This is a genomic window from Paenibacillus sp. FSL M7-0420 (assembly GCF_038002345.1).
Lineage (GTDB): Bacteria > Bacillota > Bacilli > Paenibacillales > Paenibacillaceae > Paenibacillus_AQ.
Genome location: NZ_JBBOCJ010000001.1, coordinates 5,501,349 through 5,518,074, shown reverse-complemented (window position 1 = coordinate 5,518,074; position 16,726 = coordinate 5,501,349). Strand labels below are relative to the sequence as shown.

Genomic DNA, 16,726 nt, shown 5'->3' with positions numbered 1-16,726 from the left:
GATAGACTGTGGCTAAAGAAAGATTCGAAAAACCGACAGGTACACAGGATGTGCTGCCGGGTGCAGTAGAGAAATGGCAGGTGGTGGAGGCTAAGGCCAGAGAACTGTGCCGCCGCTTCAATTACCGGGAGATTCGTACCCCGCTGTTCGAGCACACCGGGCTGTTCGAGCGCGGAGTCGGCGAAACAACGGATATTGTAGAAGGTGAGATGTATACCTTCAAGGATAAGGGCGACCGCGATCTGGCGCTGCGTCCCGAAGGGACAGCAGGCGTGGTACGCGCGTATGTCCAGAACAAGCTGTACGGAGAGCCGGATGTCAGCAAGCTGTATTATATCGGACCGATGTTCCGTTATGAACGTCCGCAGGCCGGCAGATACCGCCAGTTCCATCAGTTCGGCATCGAAGCGTTCGGCGCGGTGGACCCGGCAATTGATGCTGAAGTCATCTCGCTTGGATACCAGTTCTACATTGATCTGGGGCTGAAGGATGTGCGGGTAGAGCTGAACTCGGTTGGCAATGCGCCGAGCCGTGCGGCTTACCGCGAGAAGCTGCTGGATTTCCTGAGACCGATGAGAGAGAGCCTGTGCAGCGACTGCCAGCGGCGGATGGAACGCAACCCGCTGCGTGTGCTGGACTGCAAGGTTGATCAGGACAAGTTCGGCGGTGCGCCTTCTATTCTGGACAGTCTGGATGAAGAGTGTACAGAGCATTTTGCGAAGGTGAAGGGGCATCTGGATGTGATGGGTGTGGAGTACAGCATCAACCCTCGCCTGGTGCGCGGCCTTGATTATTACACGCATACAGCGTTTGAGTATAAAGCGGCAGGCATTGGCTCTATCGACACGGTGGGCGGCGGCGGCCGGTACAATGGTCTGGTCGAGGAGATCGGCGGACCGGATCAGCCGGGCATCGGTTTCGGGATTGGCCTGGAGCGGATTCTGCTGATTCTGGAGAATCAGGGTGTGTCGCTGGAAGCGGCAAAGCCGCTGGATGTGTATTTCGTCGCATTAGGTGAAGCAGCAGATCTGGAGATCACGAAGCAGCTGTTCCGTCTGCGCAGCCTTGGATTCTCGGCGGAGCGCGATTACCTGGGACGCAAGATGAAGGCGCAGATGAAGTCGGCGGACCGCATGTCAGCCCGGTATACGGCGATTCTCGGTGAAGACGAGCTGAATAGCGGCGTCATCGCACTGAAGTCGATGGAGACCGGCGAGCAGCGGACTGTGAAGCTGGACGAACTGGCAGAGGCGCTGATTCAGAATTAGACGGAAAGGCAAGCATATGTAATTTTAATCATGAAGGGGTAGGATAAAAGATGACCAGAAGCCATAACTGTGGACAATTAACGACAGCGAGCATCGGTGAGACAGTAACATTGAACGGTTGGGTGCAGACCCGCCGTGACCTTGGAGGCGTGCTGTTCATTGATCTGCGCGACCGGACAGGGATTGTACAGATTGTATTCAATCCTGACTATTCCGGAGAAGCGCTGCAGATTGCCGATAAGGTCCGCAGTGAATACGTATTGTCCGTGACAGGTAAGGTAGTTAAGCGTGATGAAGAGACTATTAACCGCAACCTGCCGACCGGTGAGATTGAAGTGCAGATTACAGACATCGAAGTGCTGAATGCGGCCAAGACGCCTCCATTCTTCATCGAAGACGGAGTGGAAGTAGACGAATCCCTGCGCATGAAATACCGTTACCTGGATCTGCGCCGTCCGGAGATGCACAAGACGCTGCTGCTTCGTTCCAAGTCGGCTAAGATCTTCCGCGATTTCCTGGACAGTGAAGGCTTCATTGATGTAGAAACACCGATCCTGACCAAAAGCTCGCCGGAAGGCGCACGTGACTATCTCGTGCCAAGCCGTGTGCATGAAGGGGAATTCTTCGCGCTTCCGCAGTCACCGCAGATCTACAAGCAGCTGCTGATGGTCGGCGGCATCGAGCGTTATTACCAGATGGCCCGCTGCTTCCGTGATGAGGACCTGCGCGCTGACCGCCAGCCGGAATTCACGCAGTTCGATATTGAGACCTCGTTCATGCCGCAGGATGAGCTGCTGTCGATGATGGAGAAGCTGATGCAGCGTCTGCTGAAGGAGACGATTGGGGTTGAGGTATCCGCACCGTTCCAGCGGCTGACCTATGCCGAAGCGATCGGCAAATACGGCTCGGACAAGCCGGACCTGCGGTTTGGCCTGGAGCTGGTAGAGATGAATGATATCGTTGCTGAGAGCGGCGTGAAGGTATTCGCTTCCGTGATCGAGAAGGGCGGAGAAGTGAAATGTCTGAACGCCAAGGGCTGCGGCACCTGGACACGTAAGGAGATTGACGATCTTGGACCATACGCTGCACGCTACGGCGCCAAGGGTCTGGCCTGGATTCAGGTCAAAGACGGCGAGTTCAAGGGACCGATTGTGAAGTTCTTCTCCGAGGAAGAAATCGCTGCCGTGAAGGAGCGCACAGGTGCCGAGGATGGCGACCTGCTGCTCTTCTCCGCTGATACCAAGAAGGTGGTAGCCGATGTGCTTGGCGCCTTGCGTCTGAAGATCGGCCGCCAGCTTGGTCTGATCGACGACAGTGTGTTCAAATTCGCCTGGGTAACGGAATTCCCGCTTCTTGGCTACGATGAGGACCAGAAGCGTTATGTGGCTGAGCATCACCCGTTCACACGTCCGATGGACGAAGACCTGCATCTCTTCGATACCGATCCTGGCGCCATCCGTGCACAGGCGTATGACCTGGTGCTGAACGGCTACGAGGTGGGCGGCGGTTCCCAGCGTATCTACAAGCGTGACGTTCAGGAGAAAATGTTCAATGCACTCGGCTTCTCGCAGGAGCTGGCCTATGAGAAATTCGGCTATCTGATGGATGCCTTTGAATACGGCACGCCTCCGCATGGCGGCATCGCGTTTGGCTTCGACCGTCTGATTATGCTGCTGGCGGGCCGCACGAACCTGCGTGAGACCATTGCCTTCCCTAAGACGGCAAGTGCAACGGACCTGCTGATGGATGCCCCATCCCCGGTGGATGCCGGACAACTGGAGCAGCTGCACATCAAGCTGGCACCGAAACCGGAGAAAGAAAAGAAATAAATCATAGGAGGCTGACATCATGCTGAATCAGTTCTCGCGTACGGAGCTGGCGATCGGGCCGGAAGGCCTGGCGATCATGAAGAACAGCACAGTAGCTGTGCTGGGGATCGGCGGAGTAGGCGCTATGGCAGCGGAAGCGCTGGCCCGGACCGGAATCGGCCGCATTATCCTGATTGATAAGGATTCGGTGGATATTACCAACATCAACCGCCAGCTCCATGCGCTGACCACGACCATCGGCCAGAACAAAACCGACCTGATGGTGGACCGCATCAAGCTGATTAATCCGGACTGCGAAGCGATTGCGCTGAATATGTTCTACACCGAAGAGACGTATGAGGAGCTGTTCAAATACAAGCTGGACTATGTGATTGACGCTTCGGATACGATTATCTATAAGATTCACCTGATCAAGGAATGTCTGGCCCGGAAGATCCCGCTGATCTCCAGCATGGGAGCGGCCAACAAGATGGACCCCACCCGCTTCCAGGTCGCCGACATCTCCAAGACTACCATGGACCCGATTGCCCGGGTGATCCGCACCAGACTGCGTAAGGAAGGCATCAAGAAGGGCGTGAAGGTGGTCTTCTCCACCGAGAAGCCTGTGAAGCCGCGCGAAGATGTGACGGAGCAGATTGTGCCTGCGAATGCGCCGGACCGGCGCAAGGCGAAGCAGCCTCCGGCCAGTACTTCTTTTGTCCCCCCTGTAGTCGGCCTGATTATGGTCAGTGTAACGGTACGGGATTTGCTCGAAACGGGCGGCATTACATTTGAATGAATTTTATCAGGTAAAAGGGTGTATAGCCGGCTTCCGGCTATATGCCCTTTTATTACGGTATGTTTTATGGGGATATACTTGACATCCTATGAGAAGAACTTAAGTGGAGGTTGTTACATGAAATCGAATATTTGGCGGAATAGCGTGGGAATGGAGCCGGGCGACAACTGGAAGCAGGAATGGGCGGCCGGCATCCTGTCGTATTTCGCTTCGGTATATATTGTAATGGTTAACGCGGCGATCCTGGCCGATGCAGGCATGCCGCTGCGGGCCGGGATGGTTGCCACGCTGCTGACAGCGGTCACAGGCTGCCTGCTCATGGCGTTTGGCGGCAAAACGCCGATTATCGTGGTCCCGGGTATGGGGATCAATGCTTTTTTCACCTATACCCTTGTGCATTCCATGAAGCTGGACTGGCGTGAGGCGCTGGCCGTGGTAGTGGTGACCGGGGTGCTGTTTGCCATTGTGGCCTTCACCTCGCTCTACCGCATTCTTAGCGACGCGATTCCCCATAATCTGCAGCATGCGATCACCGTCGGCATCGGGCTGTTCCTGACGTTCATCGGCCTGCAAAAAAGCGGGATTGTCATTGCCCACGCCACCACCTTCGTCGCCATCGGGCATTTCAGTGATCCTGCGGTCATTACCTCGGTGGTGACGCTGCTGCTGGCGCTGGTGCTGTTCATCCGCGGCACACGCGGCGGTCTGCTGATCAGTATGCTCGTCGGCACAGGTCTCGCCTATCTGCTGGGGGCCGCTCATGCGCCGAAGAATACCGGGCCGGGACATGTGTTCACCGGTTACGGCAGCGTGTTCGCCAGTATGGACTGGAGCGGATTCGTCAGCCTCGTCTTCTGGATTGCCGTCTTCCTGCTGCTGCTGATTGTGGTGTTTGAGAATATCGGCCTGATCTCTTCCCAGACACTGATGGCAGGACGCCCCGAGCGCTTCAAAAGCAGTCTGCGGGCGCTCTCGCTCGCCAACATCGCGGCAGGTCTGTTCGGCAGCAGCCCGGTAGTCGCCGCTGCCGAGTCCACCGCCGGGATTGCGGCAGGGGGCCGCTCCGGCTTAACTTCACTCGTCACCGGCCTGCTATTCGGCGCGACCTTCCTGTTCATCCCGCTGCTGGCTTATGTGCCGGACAGCGCGATTGCGCCGATTCTGATCGTGATCGGCGGGCTGATGGTGCAGAGTGTGCGAGAGATGGATCTCGGCGACATGACGGAGCTGTTTCCGGCGTTCCTGGTCATGGTGATGATTCCCTTCACCTACAGCATCGTGGACGGCATGGCGTTCGGCTTCATTACCTATCCGCTGGTGAAGCTGGCTACCGGCAAAGGCAAGGAGGTTCCTCCTGCCTTGTACGGTATTGCCGGGCTGTTCATCGCGAACTTCGTGCTGCATGCGCTGATGGGCTAACAGTAAAGGGGGAAGGGGGAAGCAGCGCTTCCCCCTTCCGCTTATCCGCAGCTTAGACACCATCTAGAAATACATGGCTTTCCCTGTCCTGTTGTGATAAGATGGACTGCTCACATCACTTAAGGTGCATGCTTCCGGAGCGAGTTTTGCTCGGAGAGATTCAGGAAGCTAATGCCCGCAAAACTAAGCATATGCTTTCGAAGCAGTTTTGCGCGGAGAAAAGTCGGGTGAAGTAGTGCTCGCAAAACTTTTAGGAGGTAACTGAAATTGGAAGACAACTTTCAAAGTGCCTATCAAGAGGAAGAAGACAGGCTGAACCACGTGCTGACAGAGATTGACTCCACCCTTGAGCGCCTGCGCTCAACACCGGTGTACACAGGACACGATTATACCGAGCAGGTGCTGGAGGACTCCAGGGAACAGAAGCGCAAAGATCTTGCCAAGCTTAGGCAGGAGCCTTATTTCGGACGGCTTGATTTTCAGGGCAATGACGAGCAAGACCGCAAGGCACTGTATATCGGCAAAATCGGCGTAGACCGCGAGCAGGTAAGCGACCGTCCGCTTGTTATTGACTGGCGGGCCCCGGTGGCAAGCCTGTTTTATTCTTTTACCGGAGGAACGGAAGCCGCCTCGTATGAAGCGCCGGAGGGGCTGATCGAAGGGCTGGTCTATCTCAAGCGCAACGTGGTGATCCGGAAGCAAATTCTGGAGCGGGTGGCGGATACGTATAACCGTGACAGCGACGCACCGGCGGTATCGGATGAATTCCTGGTCTACCGGCTGGGGGAGAACAAGGATAACCGGCTGCGGGACATCGTGTCCACGATTCAGGAGGAGCAGGACAAGATTATCCGGGCGGCCAAGAACACGGCGCTGATCATCCAGGGGGTGGCGGGAAGCGGCAAGACCACCGTTGCGCTGCACCGGCTGGCGTTCTTATTGTATCAATACAAGGAGCAGGTCTCGGCGGAGAAAATGATTATTTTCGCCCCGAACCGCATGTTCCTGGACTATATTTCGGATGTGCTGCCGGAGCTGGGCGTCGGCAATATTGCCCAGAGCACGTTCCCGGACTGGGCGGCAGAGGTGCTGGGTGTGGATTTGCCGGAGCAGGATGCTTCGGAGGTCATGAGCCGCTGGTTCGAGACGGCGGGAGCGATGCCGGTCATCTCGGAGGAGACCCCCGGGCGCTTCAAAGGCTCAACGGTGCTGATGAGCGTCATTGAATCCAGCGTCAAGCTGCTGGAGACCAGCGCTGTGCCGGAGGGCGATTTCAGCCCTTGGGACGGGGCGGTGCTGAGCCGCCAGGTGATTCTGCGCTGGCACAATGAGGAATACGCACCGTATCCTCCGGCGAAGCGCAAGGAGCGGGTGATGGCAAGGCTTCACCGCTGGATCGAGATGGAGCTGAAGAAGAGCCCTTCAGCGGCTGCGCTGAAGGAGCGCAAGAAGAAGGGCGCGGCCCGCGAGAAGGCCTACAGCGCCAAGTGGCCGAAATACGAGCCGCTCGCCGTCTACAAGCAGATCTTCCGGGCGGCGAAAGCGCCGGAAGACTGGCCGGCGGCAGCACCGGAGGAGATTCCGCCATCCGTGCTGAAGGAGACCGTCAAGGAGCTGAAGAAGGGAATTCTGCGTGAAGAGGATCTTCCTCCGCTGCTGTATATCCATTATCTTCTGAACGGTAACGAAGGTACTGAGCGCTTTGACCATATCGTGATCGATGAAGCGCAGGATTTCTCCCCGTTCCAGATTGCCGTTCTGGATCTGTATGTGAAGGGGCATTCCTTCACCATTCTGGGTGACCTGTCGCAGGGCATTCACGCCTACAAGGGGGTGCATGCGTGGAGAGAGATGCAGACGCTGTTCGCCGAAGAACACACTGCATACCATGCACTTACCCGAAGCTACCGCTCAACGATGGAGATTATTGAGTTCGCTAACGGCATTCTGTCCACGGGCGTCGGAAGCGAGCTGCTGGCCGTTCCGGTCTTCCGCAGCGGGAATCCGGTGCGGCTGATCTCCTATGAGGAGGATGTGCTGCCGGGAATGGCTGCGTCTGCACCGGCGGACCAGCGGCTCAGCGCGGTCAAGAGCGCGCTGGCGCAGCTCTCCGGGCGTGAATACCGCACAGTGGCGGTATTGACCCGCAGCCTGCGTGAAGCCTCTGTGCTGTACGCTGAGCTGGACGGGCAGTTCGAGGATCTTCATCTGATTGACGGCAGCATCACGGAATATCGCGGCGGCTTGTCGATTCTGCCCGTCTACTTGTCCAAGGGACTGGAGTTCGATGCCGTCATTCTGGCAGACGCCGACAGCGCCCATTATGGAGCGGCGGCCTGGGATGCGAAGCTGCTGTATGTGGGCTGCACACGTGCCCTGCATGAGCTATGGCTGCTGCGGGGCGGCGAATTGCCGCCTTACGTTCAACTGAACGCAGAGGAGAGCGTCTCCGGCTGGCCGGAGCTAGAAGGGAAGTAAGGCATAGTGCAATTTTAAAAAACGCAAGAAACCTCTCTTTCAAGAAATGGAATCCGCCATTTCAAAGGAGAGGTTTCTTTTGTACACCGGAAGTTGACTGCAGGTTAGATCAGGCTAGCTGGTGAGATTAAAGGGGAAAATCCCTCTGATTCTGCTGAGATCAGGCTAGTTGGTGAGATTAAAGGGAAAAATCCCTCTGATTCAGCTGAGAGCAGGCTAGCTGGTGAGATTAAGGGGGAAAAATCCCTCTGATTTAGCCGAGATCATGCTAGCTGGTGAGATTAAAGGGAAAAATCCCTCTGATTCTACTGAGATCAGGCTAGCTGATGAGATTAAAGGGAAAAGTGCGCCTGAATTCACTGGATACGGGCCAAATGAGGAAATGAGGAGCAATAGTGCGCCTGAATTCACTGGACACGGGCCAAATGAGGAAATGAGGAGCAATAGTGCACCTGAATTCACTGGACGCGGGCCAAATGAGGAAATGAGGAGCATTAGTGCACCTGAATTCATTGGATGCGGGCCAAATGAGGAAATGAGGAGCAATAGTGCACCTGAATTAATCGGATGCGGGCCAAATGAGGAAATGAGGAGCATTGGTGCACCTCATTACACCGCATGCCGCCAGAAGCAGGCGGCATGCGAATGTGATGGTGGAGGCTGGATGGCTTTTACTATAGGTAACCGGAATCCTTAAGCCTTATTCTTCGCATCGAACTGGAAGCGCTCCACCTGTCCCTGCATATCCGCAGCCATGCCGGAGAGTGCCGCAGCGGAGGAGGTGATCTCCTCCATCGAAGCAAGCTGCTCCTCGGTAGCTGCGGTTACGCTCTGGAAGGAGTCGAGCGCCGCCCGGGCTATGGTGGCCATCTCCTGGACGGAGGCGGCTACTTCGGAGCTGCTGGCCGACATTTGCTCCGTAATGGCCGACACCTCATGGATCTGCTCGCCGACCTGCCGGGTGGACTGTTCGATCTGCTGGAAGGCTTCGCTTGCCTCCAGGGTAAGCGCCATGCCCTGCTCCACATCCTCTGCCACCTTGTGCTTCATCACATCATACGCGCTGGCGATCAGGCCCACCATCTCGGAGATGGTCTCCTGAATCTGCCCGGCACTGCTATTCGTGGCCTCCGAGAGCTTGCGCACTTCACCCGCCACTACGGCGAAGCCCCGGCCGTGTTCTCCGGCACGGGCCGCCTCGATGCCGGCATTCAGCGACAGGAGATTGGTCTGCTTGGCAATGGCGGAGATCGCCGTGCTGGTCTCAGCCACTCTGGCGCTTAAGCCGTTAAGCTCAGCGATCAGGGTGCCGGACTGCTGCACTGATTCGCGGATCGTTTTCATCTGTTCCCCCACCTCCTGCATTCTGGAGCTGCCGGTTGCGACATCCGTTTCCGTAAGGATAGCGGCGCTCACAATTGCCTCTGAAGCGGAAGCGATTTTCTGGATGCCGGTGGACATCTCCTCCATCGTTATAGCGACTTCGGCGGAAGCATAAGCCTGGGTCTCCACGCCCCGGGTGGATTCCTCCACCAGCTCCGTAACATACTCGACTGCCTTGCTGTTCTCGGCCGTGCTGGCTGTGAGCTGTTCACTGGCAGCGGCGAGCTGGCCGGAGGTCTCGGCAACCTCCTGCACCATGGTGCGCAGTGAAGAGACCATTTCATTATAATTGCCGGCAAGCTGACCGATCTCGTCCCTGCGGCTGGTCTGGACGAATTCATCCAGATACCCTTCGCTTACCCGCTTGGCCGAACGGTTCAGGCGTTCTACCGGCCCGGTTATCCGGCGGATAATCAGGAAGGTAATTACTGCAGCAAGCAGCAGCGCAACCACGAGAACGATAGCCGATTTGTACAGAATCGGGTAGACCGCCTTCGTATATTCACTCTCTGGAAGCACTCCGGCCAAGGTGAAGCCGGTCAGCTCATTGGTAATGTAGTATCCGTCCATTTGCGTATCGGCTGCAGCGTCCTTGTAGGAGATTTTACCCGCCGGGCCTTGCTGGGTTCCTGCTGTCATTGCGCCAGTGGCTTCCGAAGCAACCTCCATGGCAGGGTGGTAGATCACCTTGTTATTGCCGTCCAGGATGAAGACATATCCGCTATCGCCCAGACTGACATTCTTCGCCAGCTCCATAAGCTCCTTCATGCTGATGCTGATCGTAACAGCCCCCTTGCCGTCCGGAAAAGCCTTGGAGACCGGCAGAATGTAGCTGTTCGTTACTTTTGAGAAAATGGGATCGATCACCGATGTTGTCTCCGGGGTCTTAAGTGCATCTATGTACCAGTCGCGTATGCGGGGATCATAATTCTCCGGCTTGGAATCCGGTGCGAACATGTATTTCCCGTCCTCGTTGCCTATCGCCACGATATCTACCTCAGGATGCTCCAGCTTGAAGTTGTCGATCAGCTTGCGCAGCTGTGCAGGATTATTCGTAAGTGCAGCACTGCTCATCTGGTACGCCAGCTCATTCACCCCGGCGCTCTCCAGCAGAATCAGCTGCGACAGTGTTTTATCCAGGAGGTGGATGCTGGAGCGTGTCGTGTCTTCCATTTTGGAGCGCAGAGCCGATTCTGAGGTTTGTGTCGATATGGCCACCAGAGCCAGCGAGGGCAGTACAATGGCTGTAATGATAAGCAGCATCAGTTCAGTTCTGAGCTTCGTGATACGGAATAGGCGCTTTAGGGGTTTTTTGGGTGTTGGCATGGAAGTTCCTCCTGAATTTCTGAATGGATGGACGTTAAAATTTATTTCCATATCTCGAAGTAACTAGATATTTTAATATATATTTCGACAGGGATCGACTAAATAATTAGTTTTTCGTCAAAAAATTTAACTCTAATTCTTCTGGAATTCTCCCTCTTTCCGAAGGAGTTCGCGTGCCAGTCTTCAGGTGGAGAACGATTATAACTATTCTTGAACTTGTAACCCGGGGCGGCCTGTGGCTTAATAATAAGTGTCCGGCCGGGCAAGATTACTTCTGGAAGGAGGCTGAATTATGTTTACAGAATACGAGGTGGTTTCCGTCTAAGACGGAGACCTGTTTAGGGGGAGGCCGCGAGGCCTCCTTATGTATAACGAGCGAACACGAGCGGATATATAATTCCGGTTACTACAATATATAGAATGACACTGACCAATTACTGACAGACTGCTGATCCATAATGAATGTAGACGATAACCGCAGGGTTTAATATAATGAATTTAGATGATTTACCAAATTTGAGGAGAAGAAAGGAGGCAGGTGGAATGATTATTCAGAACAGTACTGTGATCGGACTGAACAGAATACACCTGTTGAAGGAGGAAATTGAACGTGAGTTACGTCAATGGAAAGGATGTGCTCCCCCCGGGGCTGCTCGAAGAGCTGCAAGGTTACATACAGGGTGAGCTGTTATACATCCCGAAGAAAGCGGAAGAACGGGTAAAATGGGGCGAGAACAGCGGCTCCCGGCAAGAGATTGCTGCCCGCAACGAAGAGATCTTCTGTAGTCACAGCAGCGGCTGCTCGGTGAACGAGCTGCAGAAGAGATATCACTTATCCGAAGAAAGCATCCGCAAGATCATTTCAAAAATGCGGCAAACGCGGCTGGCGATGAACCGCTAGTCTGGAACGTATATGAGTTCTAATTCTAGAACAAAGAGCATGGCTCCCGCCGTTGGCGGCGGGGTCATGCTCTTTGTTCAAATATAAGAATTTTTATGTTTCACGCTATAACTTATCCTTCTATTTCTCGCTGAAACGGTACCGTCCTGTAAAAGGACGGCAAAGCCGTTTCTACTTGCGTGATGTGCAGGTATGGTATGATAGGAGAAGTGTATGTATTCTATCGAAATCTTAGATGATAGCAAGGAAGTGTAAGGATGGATTTATTCTCGCAGGGTGAAGACAACGGGAGCGGACGGCTGCTGGCAGACCGGATGCGGCCCGGCAATCTGGATGAATATATCGGACAGGAGCATATTGTAGGCAAGGGCAAGCTGCTGCGCAGAGCGATTGAAGCGGACCAGGTCTCTTCCATCCTGCTGTACGGGCCTCCGGGCTGCGGCAAAACCACTCTGGCCCATATCATATCGCATCACACCCAAGGTGAATTCGTGCGGCTGAATGCGGTGGAGGCTTCGGTGAAGGATGTGCGGGAGGTCATTGAACGCGCACAGAGCAATAAGGCGCTGTACGGCTCGAAGACGATTCTGTTCCTGGATGAGGTACACCGCTTCAACAGCTCCCGCCAGGATGCGCTGCTGCCGGCCGTGGAGAAGGGGACGATCACCTTCATCGGTGCGACAACAGAGAATCCGTTCCATTATGTGAACGGGGCCTTGATGAGCCGCTCGACCTTGTTCCAGCTGGAGTCCCTGACCAGCGGGCATAGCCTGATCGCGATGAAGCGGGCGCTTGCTGACGATCAGCGGGGCCTCGGCTTTATGGACCTGAAGGCAGACGAAGACGCGCTGCTGCATATCGCCGCGATGGCGAACGGCGATATCCGCCGGGCCTTGAATGCTCTGGAGCTGGCGGCGATGACTACGGCGCCGGAGCGTGACGGCAGCGTGCACATTACGCTTGCGGTGGCGGAGGAGTCGATCCGCCGCCCGATTGTCAAAGCGGACGAGTCGACGCAGTACGATGTGCTGTCCGCTTTTCACAAAAGCATCCGCGGCTCCAGCGACGCCGCCCTGTTCTGGTTCCTCTACGCGGTGGAGAAGCTGGGGATGGACCCGATGACCTTCATCCGCCGATTGATCGCGGCCAGCAGTGAGGATATTGGCCTGGCCAACCCGCAGGCGATGGTCCAGGCGGTTAGCGCGCTGGATGCCTACCGCAATAACGGCTGGCCGGAGGCGAAGCTGAATATCGCGCAGGCGATTCTGTTCGCTGTAGAGAGCCCAAAATCAGACGGGGTAGTGACCGCTATCGCCAACGTCATGAACAGTCTGGAGGATCTGAAGTCGGCCGAGGTGCCGCTGCATTTGCGGGATACACACTATAAAGGTGCGGCCCAGCTGGGCCATGAGGGCTACCAGTACCCGCATCATTTCCCCGGCCATTATGTGAAGCAGGACTATCTGCCGAAGGCAATCTCCCGCAAGGTCTTCTATCAGGCCACCGAGCAGGGCAACGAGGCGAAGATCCGCCATAACCAGCAGCTGCGGCGCGGGCAATAGGGCTTCGATGATAGTTCGCTCCGTCTGCTCCAACCAACCAACCAACAAACTGTACATTTTACAAACAGAGAGCAGCCATTCTCCATAACTGGAGGAGGCTGCTATTTTTGACGCTGTAGGCTTCTGGGTAAAGGGCGGGGTGTGCTCGTTTGGCAGTGTGTGCTGAATGTTCAGGCTTCGCTGGATGATTTACCTAGCCGAATGTCGGCTGGAAGGTGGAGGTCAAAAATGAAAGGGAAAAATCCCTCTGAATCGGCTGGAAGCGGGATGTATGAGCAAATGAAAGGGATAAATCCTTCTGATACGGTGGAAAGTGGGCTGTAGGTAGGAAATGAGAGGGATAAATCCCTCTGATACGGCTGAAAGTAGGCCGTATGAGCAAATGAAAGGGAAAAATCCCTCTGGTCCAGCCGAAGGTGGCAAACTGAGTTATGAGGAGCACTAATGCCCCTGAGAATTCAGCAAAAGCGGGCCAAACGAGCGAATGAGGAGCACTAATGCCCCTGAATTCAGCAAACACGGGCCAAACGAGCGAATGAGGAGCACTAGTGCCCCTGAATTCAGCAAACGCGGGCCAAACGAGCGAATGAAGAGCACTAATGCCCCTGAATTCAGCAAACGCGGGCCAAACGAGCGAATGAGGAGCACTAATGCCCCTGAATTCAGCAAACGTGGGACAAACGGGCCAACGAGAAGCACAAGCGCACTCCTCAGGGCGATTCGGCTTTTGTATTTTACTCCTACATTCTCACCACCAATGGCTGACGCTGAACGATAAATATGATGGAAATGGAAATATTTTGACAAAAAACCGGTATTCTCAGAAAAATATAATGTAAATATATAGAATTAATTTACTGTATGTGGTATATGTGTAGGTGGGGGTATTTTACCTTAATTTGTAATATGGAGGTGGTAAATGGAACGTGCTCAAATACTATGTCTAATTATGGACACTGGGGAGGTATTTGTGCGTGCCTGAGTCCTGACGGACTGAACAAGCAAGAAAACGAAGGGAGATGAGTAAGGATGAGTCAAAGTAAACGGAAGACCGGCTGTATCGCTTCACTAAGCCTGATGTTAGCCTTCACCATTGGTTCAGGGACGGCTGTCCGCCCGTCTGTCACCGAAGCGGCAACCGCCGGATTTAATTATGCAGAGGCACTGCAGAAATCGATCTATTTCTACGAGGCCCAGCGTTCGGGTGAGCTGCCGGCGGACAACCGCGTGGAATGGAGAGGCGACTCGGGGTTGCAGGATGGTGCCGATGTCGGCCATGACCTGACGGGTGGCTGGTATGACGCAGGGGATCATGTCAAATTCGGATTTCCGATGGCGTACACCGCGACTATGCTGGCATGGTCGGTCTATGAATACAAGGATGGTTATGTGCAGTCCGGGCAGCTGGATGAGATTCTGGACAATATCCGCTGGGCCACAGACTATTTTGTGAAAGCGCATACTGCACCGAATGAGCTGTGGGGCCAGGTGGGTAACGGTACGGCGGACCATAACTGGTGGGGACCGGCGGAGGTCATGCCTATGGCGCGCCCGGCCTACAAGATTGATGCTGCACATCCCGGCTCGGATCTGGCTGGTGAGACTGCCGCCGCCCTTGCCTCGGCTTCCATTATTTTCAGGGATTCAGATCCCGCTTATGCGGACAAGCTCCTGCTGCATGCCAAGCAATTATACAATTTTGCCGATACGTACCGGGGAGCTTACTCCGATACTATCACTGACGCCAAGCAGTATTACAATTCATGGAGCAGCTATGCCGATGAATTAAGCTGGGGCGGTGTCTGGCTATACCTGGCGACCGGTGAGCAGACCTATCTCGATAAGGCGGTTGCCGCCAGTGATCTGTGGGGCACCAACCAGGCCGGTGACTGGGGCTACCAATGGACCCAATCCTGGGATGACAAGCATTATGGTGCGCAGCTCCTGCTGTCCCGCATCACCGAGGACCCCAAGTTCATCCAGTCCACGGAACGCAATATGCAGTTCTGGACGACCGGGGTGAACGGCACCTCTGACCGGGTAGCGTATACTCCAGGCGGGCTGGCCCATCTGGATCAATGGGGGGCGCTGCGGTATGCAGCCAACCATGCTTTTCTGGCTTTTGTCTATGCAGACTGGGTTACTGATCCGGTGAAAAAAAATACCGCCCAGGCCTTCGCAGAGCGCCAGATTAACTATATGCTGGGCGATAATCCGCGTAATAGCAGCTATGTCATAGGCTTCGGCGCGAATGCACCTGAGCATCCTCACCACCGTACCTCACACGGCTCCTGGAGCGACAGCCAGACCACTCCGGCCAACCACCGGCATGTGCTCTACGGCGCACTCGTTGGCGGACCTTCCAAGACCGATGCTTACACCGATGCGATCAGCGATTATGTCTCAAATGAAGTTGCAACCGATTACAATTCAGCCTTTACCGGCTCTCTGGCCCGGATGATGATGCTCCACGGGCAGGGGCAGAGCCCGCTTGCGAACTTCCCGCCGGCCGAAACGCGTGAGGATGAGATGTTCACGGAGACTTCTGTGAATGCCAGCGGCAGCAATTTTGTGGAGATCCGCGCGGTTCTCAATAACCGTTCGGCATGGCCTGCCCGCTCCAGCAGCCAGCTGTCCTTCAACTACTATCTGGACATCAGTGAGGCTGTTGCCGCAGGATATGGCCCCGGCGATATCACCGTCAAGGCAGGCGGCTATAACCAGGGAGCCACCGTCTCGCAGCTGCTGCCTTACGATGCAGCGAACCATATCTACTATACCAAAGTAGATTTCTCCGGCACCCCGATCTATCCGGGCGGACAGTCTGCTTACCGCAAGGAAGTACAGTTCCGGATTGCCGGACCGCTGAATACTACCTTCTGGGACAACAGCAATGACTTCTCCTTCAAGGGAGTGGCCGCGAATGCTTCAGCGGCAACGAAGAACCCTTATATCCCGGTATACGATGCAGGTGTCAAAGTGTACGGAGAGCTGCCTTCCGGCGGCGGGACCCCAGGTGAACCGCAGGTTCCGGCCCGTCCGTCCGGCCTTCAGGCTGTAGCCGGTAATGCCAGCGTAGCCTTGAGCTGGAACGCAGTCAGCGGTGCAACCAAGTATACAGTCAAGCGCTCTCTGGTAAGCGGCGGACCGTACACTACAGTGGGTACGGCAACCGCAGCGGTCTACAATGACAGCGGGCTGACCAATGGTGTGGACTATTATTATGTGGTGACTGCAACGAACAGTGTAGGCGAGAGTACAGCGTCTGCCCAGGTGACTGCCAAGCCGCGCGAGATTACTGTGCCTGCCGGCGCTCTGCATGTGCAGTACCGCACCAATGACACGAGCCCCGGGGATTCCCAGATCCGCAGCCAGTTCCGGATTGTCAATACGGGAACCGAGGCCATTCCGCTCAGCGGTCTGAAGCTGCGCTATTATTACACCGTGGACGGGGACAAGCCGCAGGAATTCCACTGTGATTATGCCCAGGTCGGCAGCGGCAACGTGAGCGGAACCTTCGGGAAGCTTAGTACACCTGTTACCCTGGCCGACTCTTATCTGGAGATTTCTTTTGCGGCAGGAGCAGGCAGCCTGGCTCCGGGGGCAGACAGCGGGGAGATTCAAGTACGCTTCAACAAGTCCGATTGGACAGCCTACAATGAGAGCAACGACTATTCCTATGGGGGTACTCAAGCGACCTTCGCGGATTGGAACAAAGTCACGCTGTACCGTGCAGGAACGCTTGTCTGGGGCCTCGAACCCTAAACCATATCAGAGAGGAA

10 protein-coding genes are annotated in these 16,726 nt (G+C 55.4%); 9 read left to right on the top strand and 1 reads right to left on the bottom strand.

Annotated features, from left to right (window positions below; all coding sequences use genetic code 11):
• Positions 1-8 precede the first annotated feature (8 nt).
• From hisS to MKX51_RS23475, 6 genes are all read left to right on the top strand, one after another.
• Positions 9-1,268, top strand: coding sequence for a histidine--tRNA ligase (hisS, locus tag MKX51_RS23500; protein ID WP_340994064.1), 1,260 nt, complete (start codon positions 9-11; stop codon positions 1,266-1,268).
• Between the two features lie 50 nt (positions 1,269-1,318).
• Positions 1,319-3,097 (top strand): aspartate--tRNA ligase, encoded by a 1,779-nt coding sequence (aspS, locus tag MKX51_RS23495; RefSeq protein WP_340994063.1) that lies wholly within the window; start codon positions 1,319-1,321, stop codon positions 3,095-3,097.
• Between the two features lie 19 nt (positions 3,098-3,116).
• The gene (locus tag MKX51_RS23490) at positions 3,117-3,875 is read left to right on the top strand and encodes a tRNA threonylcarbamoyladenosine dehydratase (protein ID WP_036732338.1); all 759 of its coding nucleotides are present in this window, start codon (positions 3,117-3,119) and stop codon (positions 3,873-3,875) included.
• Between the two features lie 117 nt (positions 3,876-3,992).
• Positions 3,993-5,294 (top strand): NCS2 family permease, encoded by a 1,302-nt coding sequence (locus MKX51_RS23485; protein ID WP_340994062.1) that lies wholly within the window; start codon positions 3,993-3,995, stop codon positions 5,292-5,294.
• A gap of 267 nt (positions 5,295-5,561) precedes the next feature.
• A complete protein-coding gene (locus MKX51_RS23480; RefSeq protein WP_340994061.1) occupies positions 5,562-7,772 on the top strand; it encodes a HelD family protein in 2,211 nt (736 codons plus the stop codon).
• Positions 7,773-7,995: 223 nt separating this feature from the next.
• Positions 7,996-8,469: a hypothetical protein gene (locus tag MKX51_RS23475; protein WP_340994060.1), complete on the top strand. Its 474-nt coding sequence runs from the start codon at positions 7,996-7,998 to the stop codon at positions 8,467-8,469.
• On the opposite strand, the gene MKX51_RS23470 is transcribed toward MKX51_RS23475, so the two are convergent.
• Positions 8,466-10,481 (bottom strand): methyl-accepting chemotaxis protein, encoded by a 2,016-nt coding sequence (locus tag MKX51_RS23470; RefSeq protein WP_340994059.1) that lies wholly within the window; start codon positions 10,479-10,481, stop codon positions 8,466-8,468. The two genes, MKX51_RS23475 and MKX51_RS23470, sit on opposite strands and share 4 nt — an antisense overlap.
• A gap of 610 nt (positions 10,482-11,091) precedes the next feature.
• Here MKX51_RS23470 and MKX51_RS23465 point away from each other — a divergent pair.
• From MKX51_RS23465 to MKX51_RS23455, 3 genes are all read left to right on the top strand, one after another.
• A complete protein-coding gene (locus tag MKX51_RS23465; RefSeq protein WP_340938757.1) occupies positions 11,092-11,382 on the top strand; it encodes a CD3324 family protein in 291 nt (96 codons plus the stop codon).
• A gap of 257 nt (positions 11,383-11,639) precedes the next feature.
• Complete coding sequence (locus tag MKX51_RS23460) at positions 11,640-12,944, top strand: replication-associated recombination protein A (RefSeq protein ID WP_340938758.1); 1,305 nt, start codon at positions 11,640-11,642, stop codon at positions 12,942-12,944.
• A gap of 1,029 nt (positions 12,945-13,973) precedes the next feature.
• Positions 13,974-16,709, top strand: coding sequence for a glycoside hydrolase family 9 protein (locus tag MKX51_RS23455; RefSeq protein ID WP_340994058.1), 2,736 nt, complete (start codon positions 13,974-13,976; stop codon positions 16,707-16,709).
• The last annotated feature ends 17 nt before the right edge of the window (positions 16,710-16,726 follow it).

Bases quoted from the DNA above. Each gene is read 5' to 3' on its own strand.
- MKX51_RS23470 (WP_340994059.1), bottom strand. From the start codon at position 10,481: ATGCCAACACCCAAAAAACCCCTAAAGCGCCTATTCCGTATCACGAAG.
- aspS (WP_340994063.1), top strand. From the start codon at position 1,319: ATGACCAGAAGCCATAACTGTGGACAATTAACGACAGCGAGCATCGGT.
- MKX51_RS23485 (WP_340994062.1), top strand. From the start codon at position 3,993: ATGAAATCGAATATTTGGCGGAATAGCGTGGGAATGGAGCCGGGCGAC.
- MKX51_RS23460 (WP_340938758.1), top strand. From the start codon at position 11,640: ATGGATTTATTCTCGCAGGGTGAAGACAACGGGAGCGGACGGCTGCTG.
- MKX51_RS23490 (WP_036732338.1), top strand. From the start codon at position 3,117: ATGCTGAATCAGTTCTCGCGTACGGAGCTGGCGATCGGGCCGGAAGGC.
- MKX51_RS23455 (WP_340994058.1), top strand. From the start codon at position 13,974: ATGAGTCAAAGTAAACGGAAGACCGGCTGTATCGCTTCACTAAGCCTG.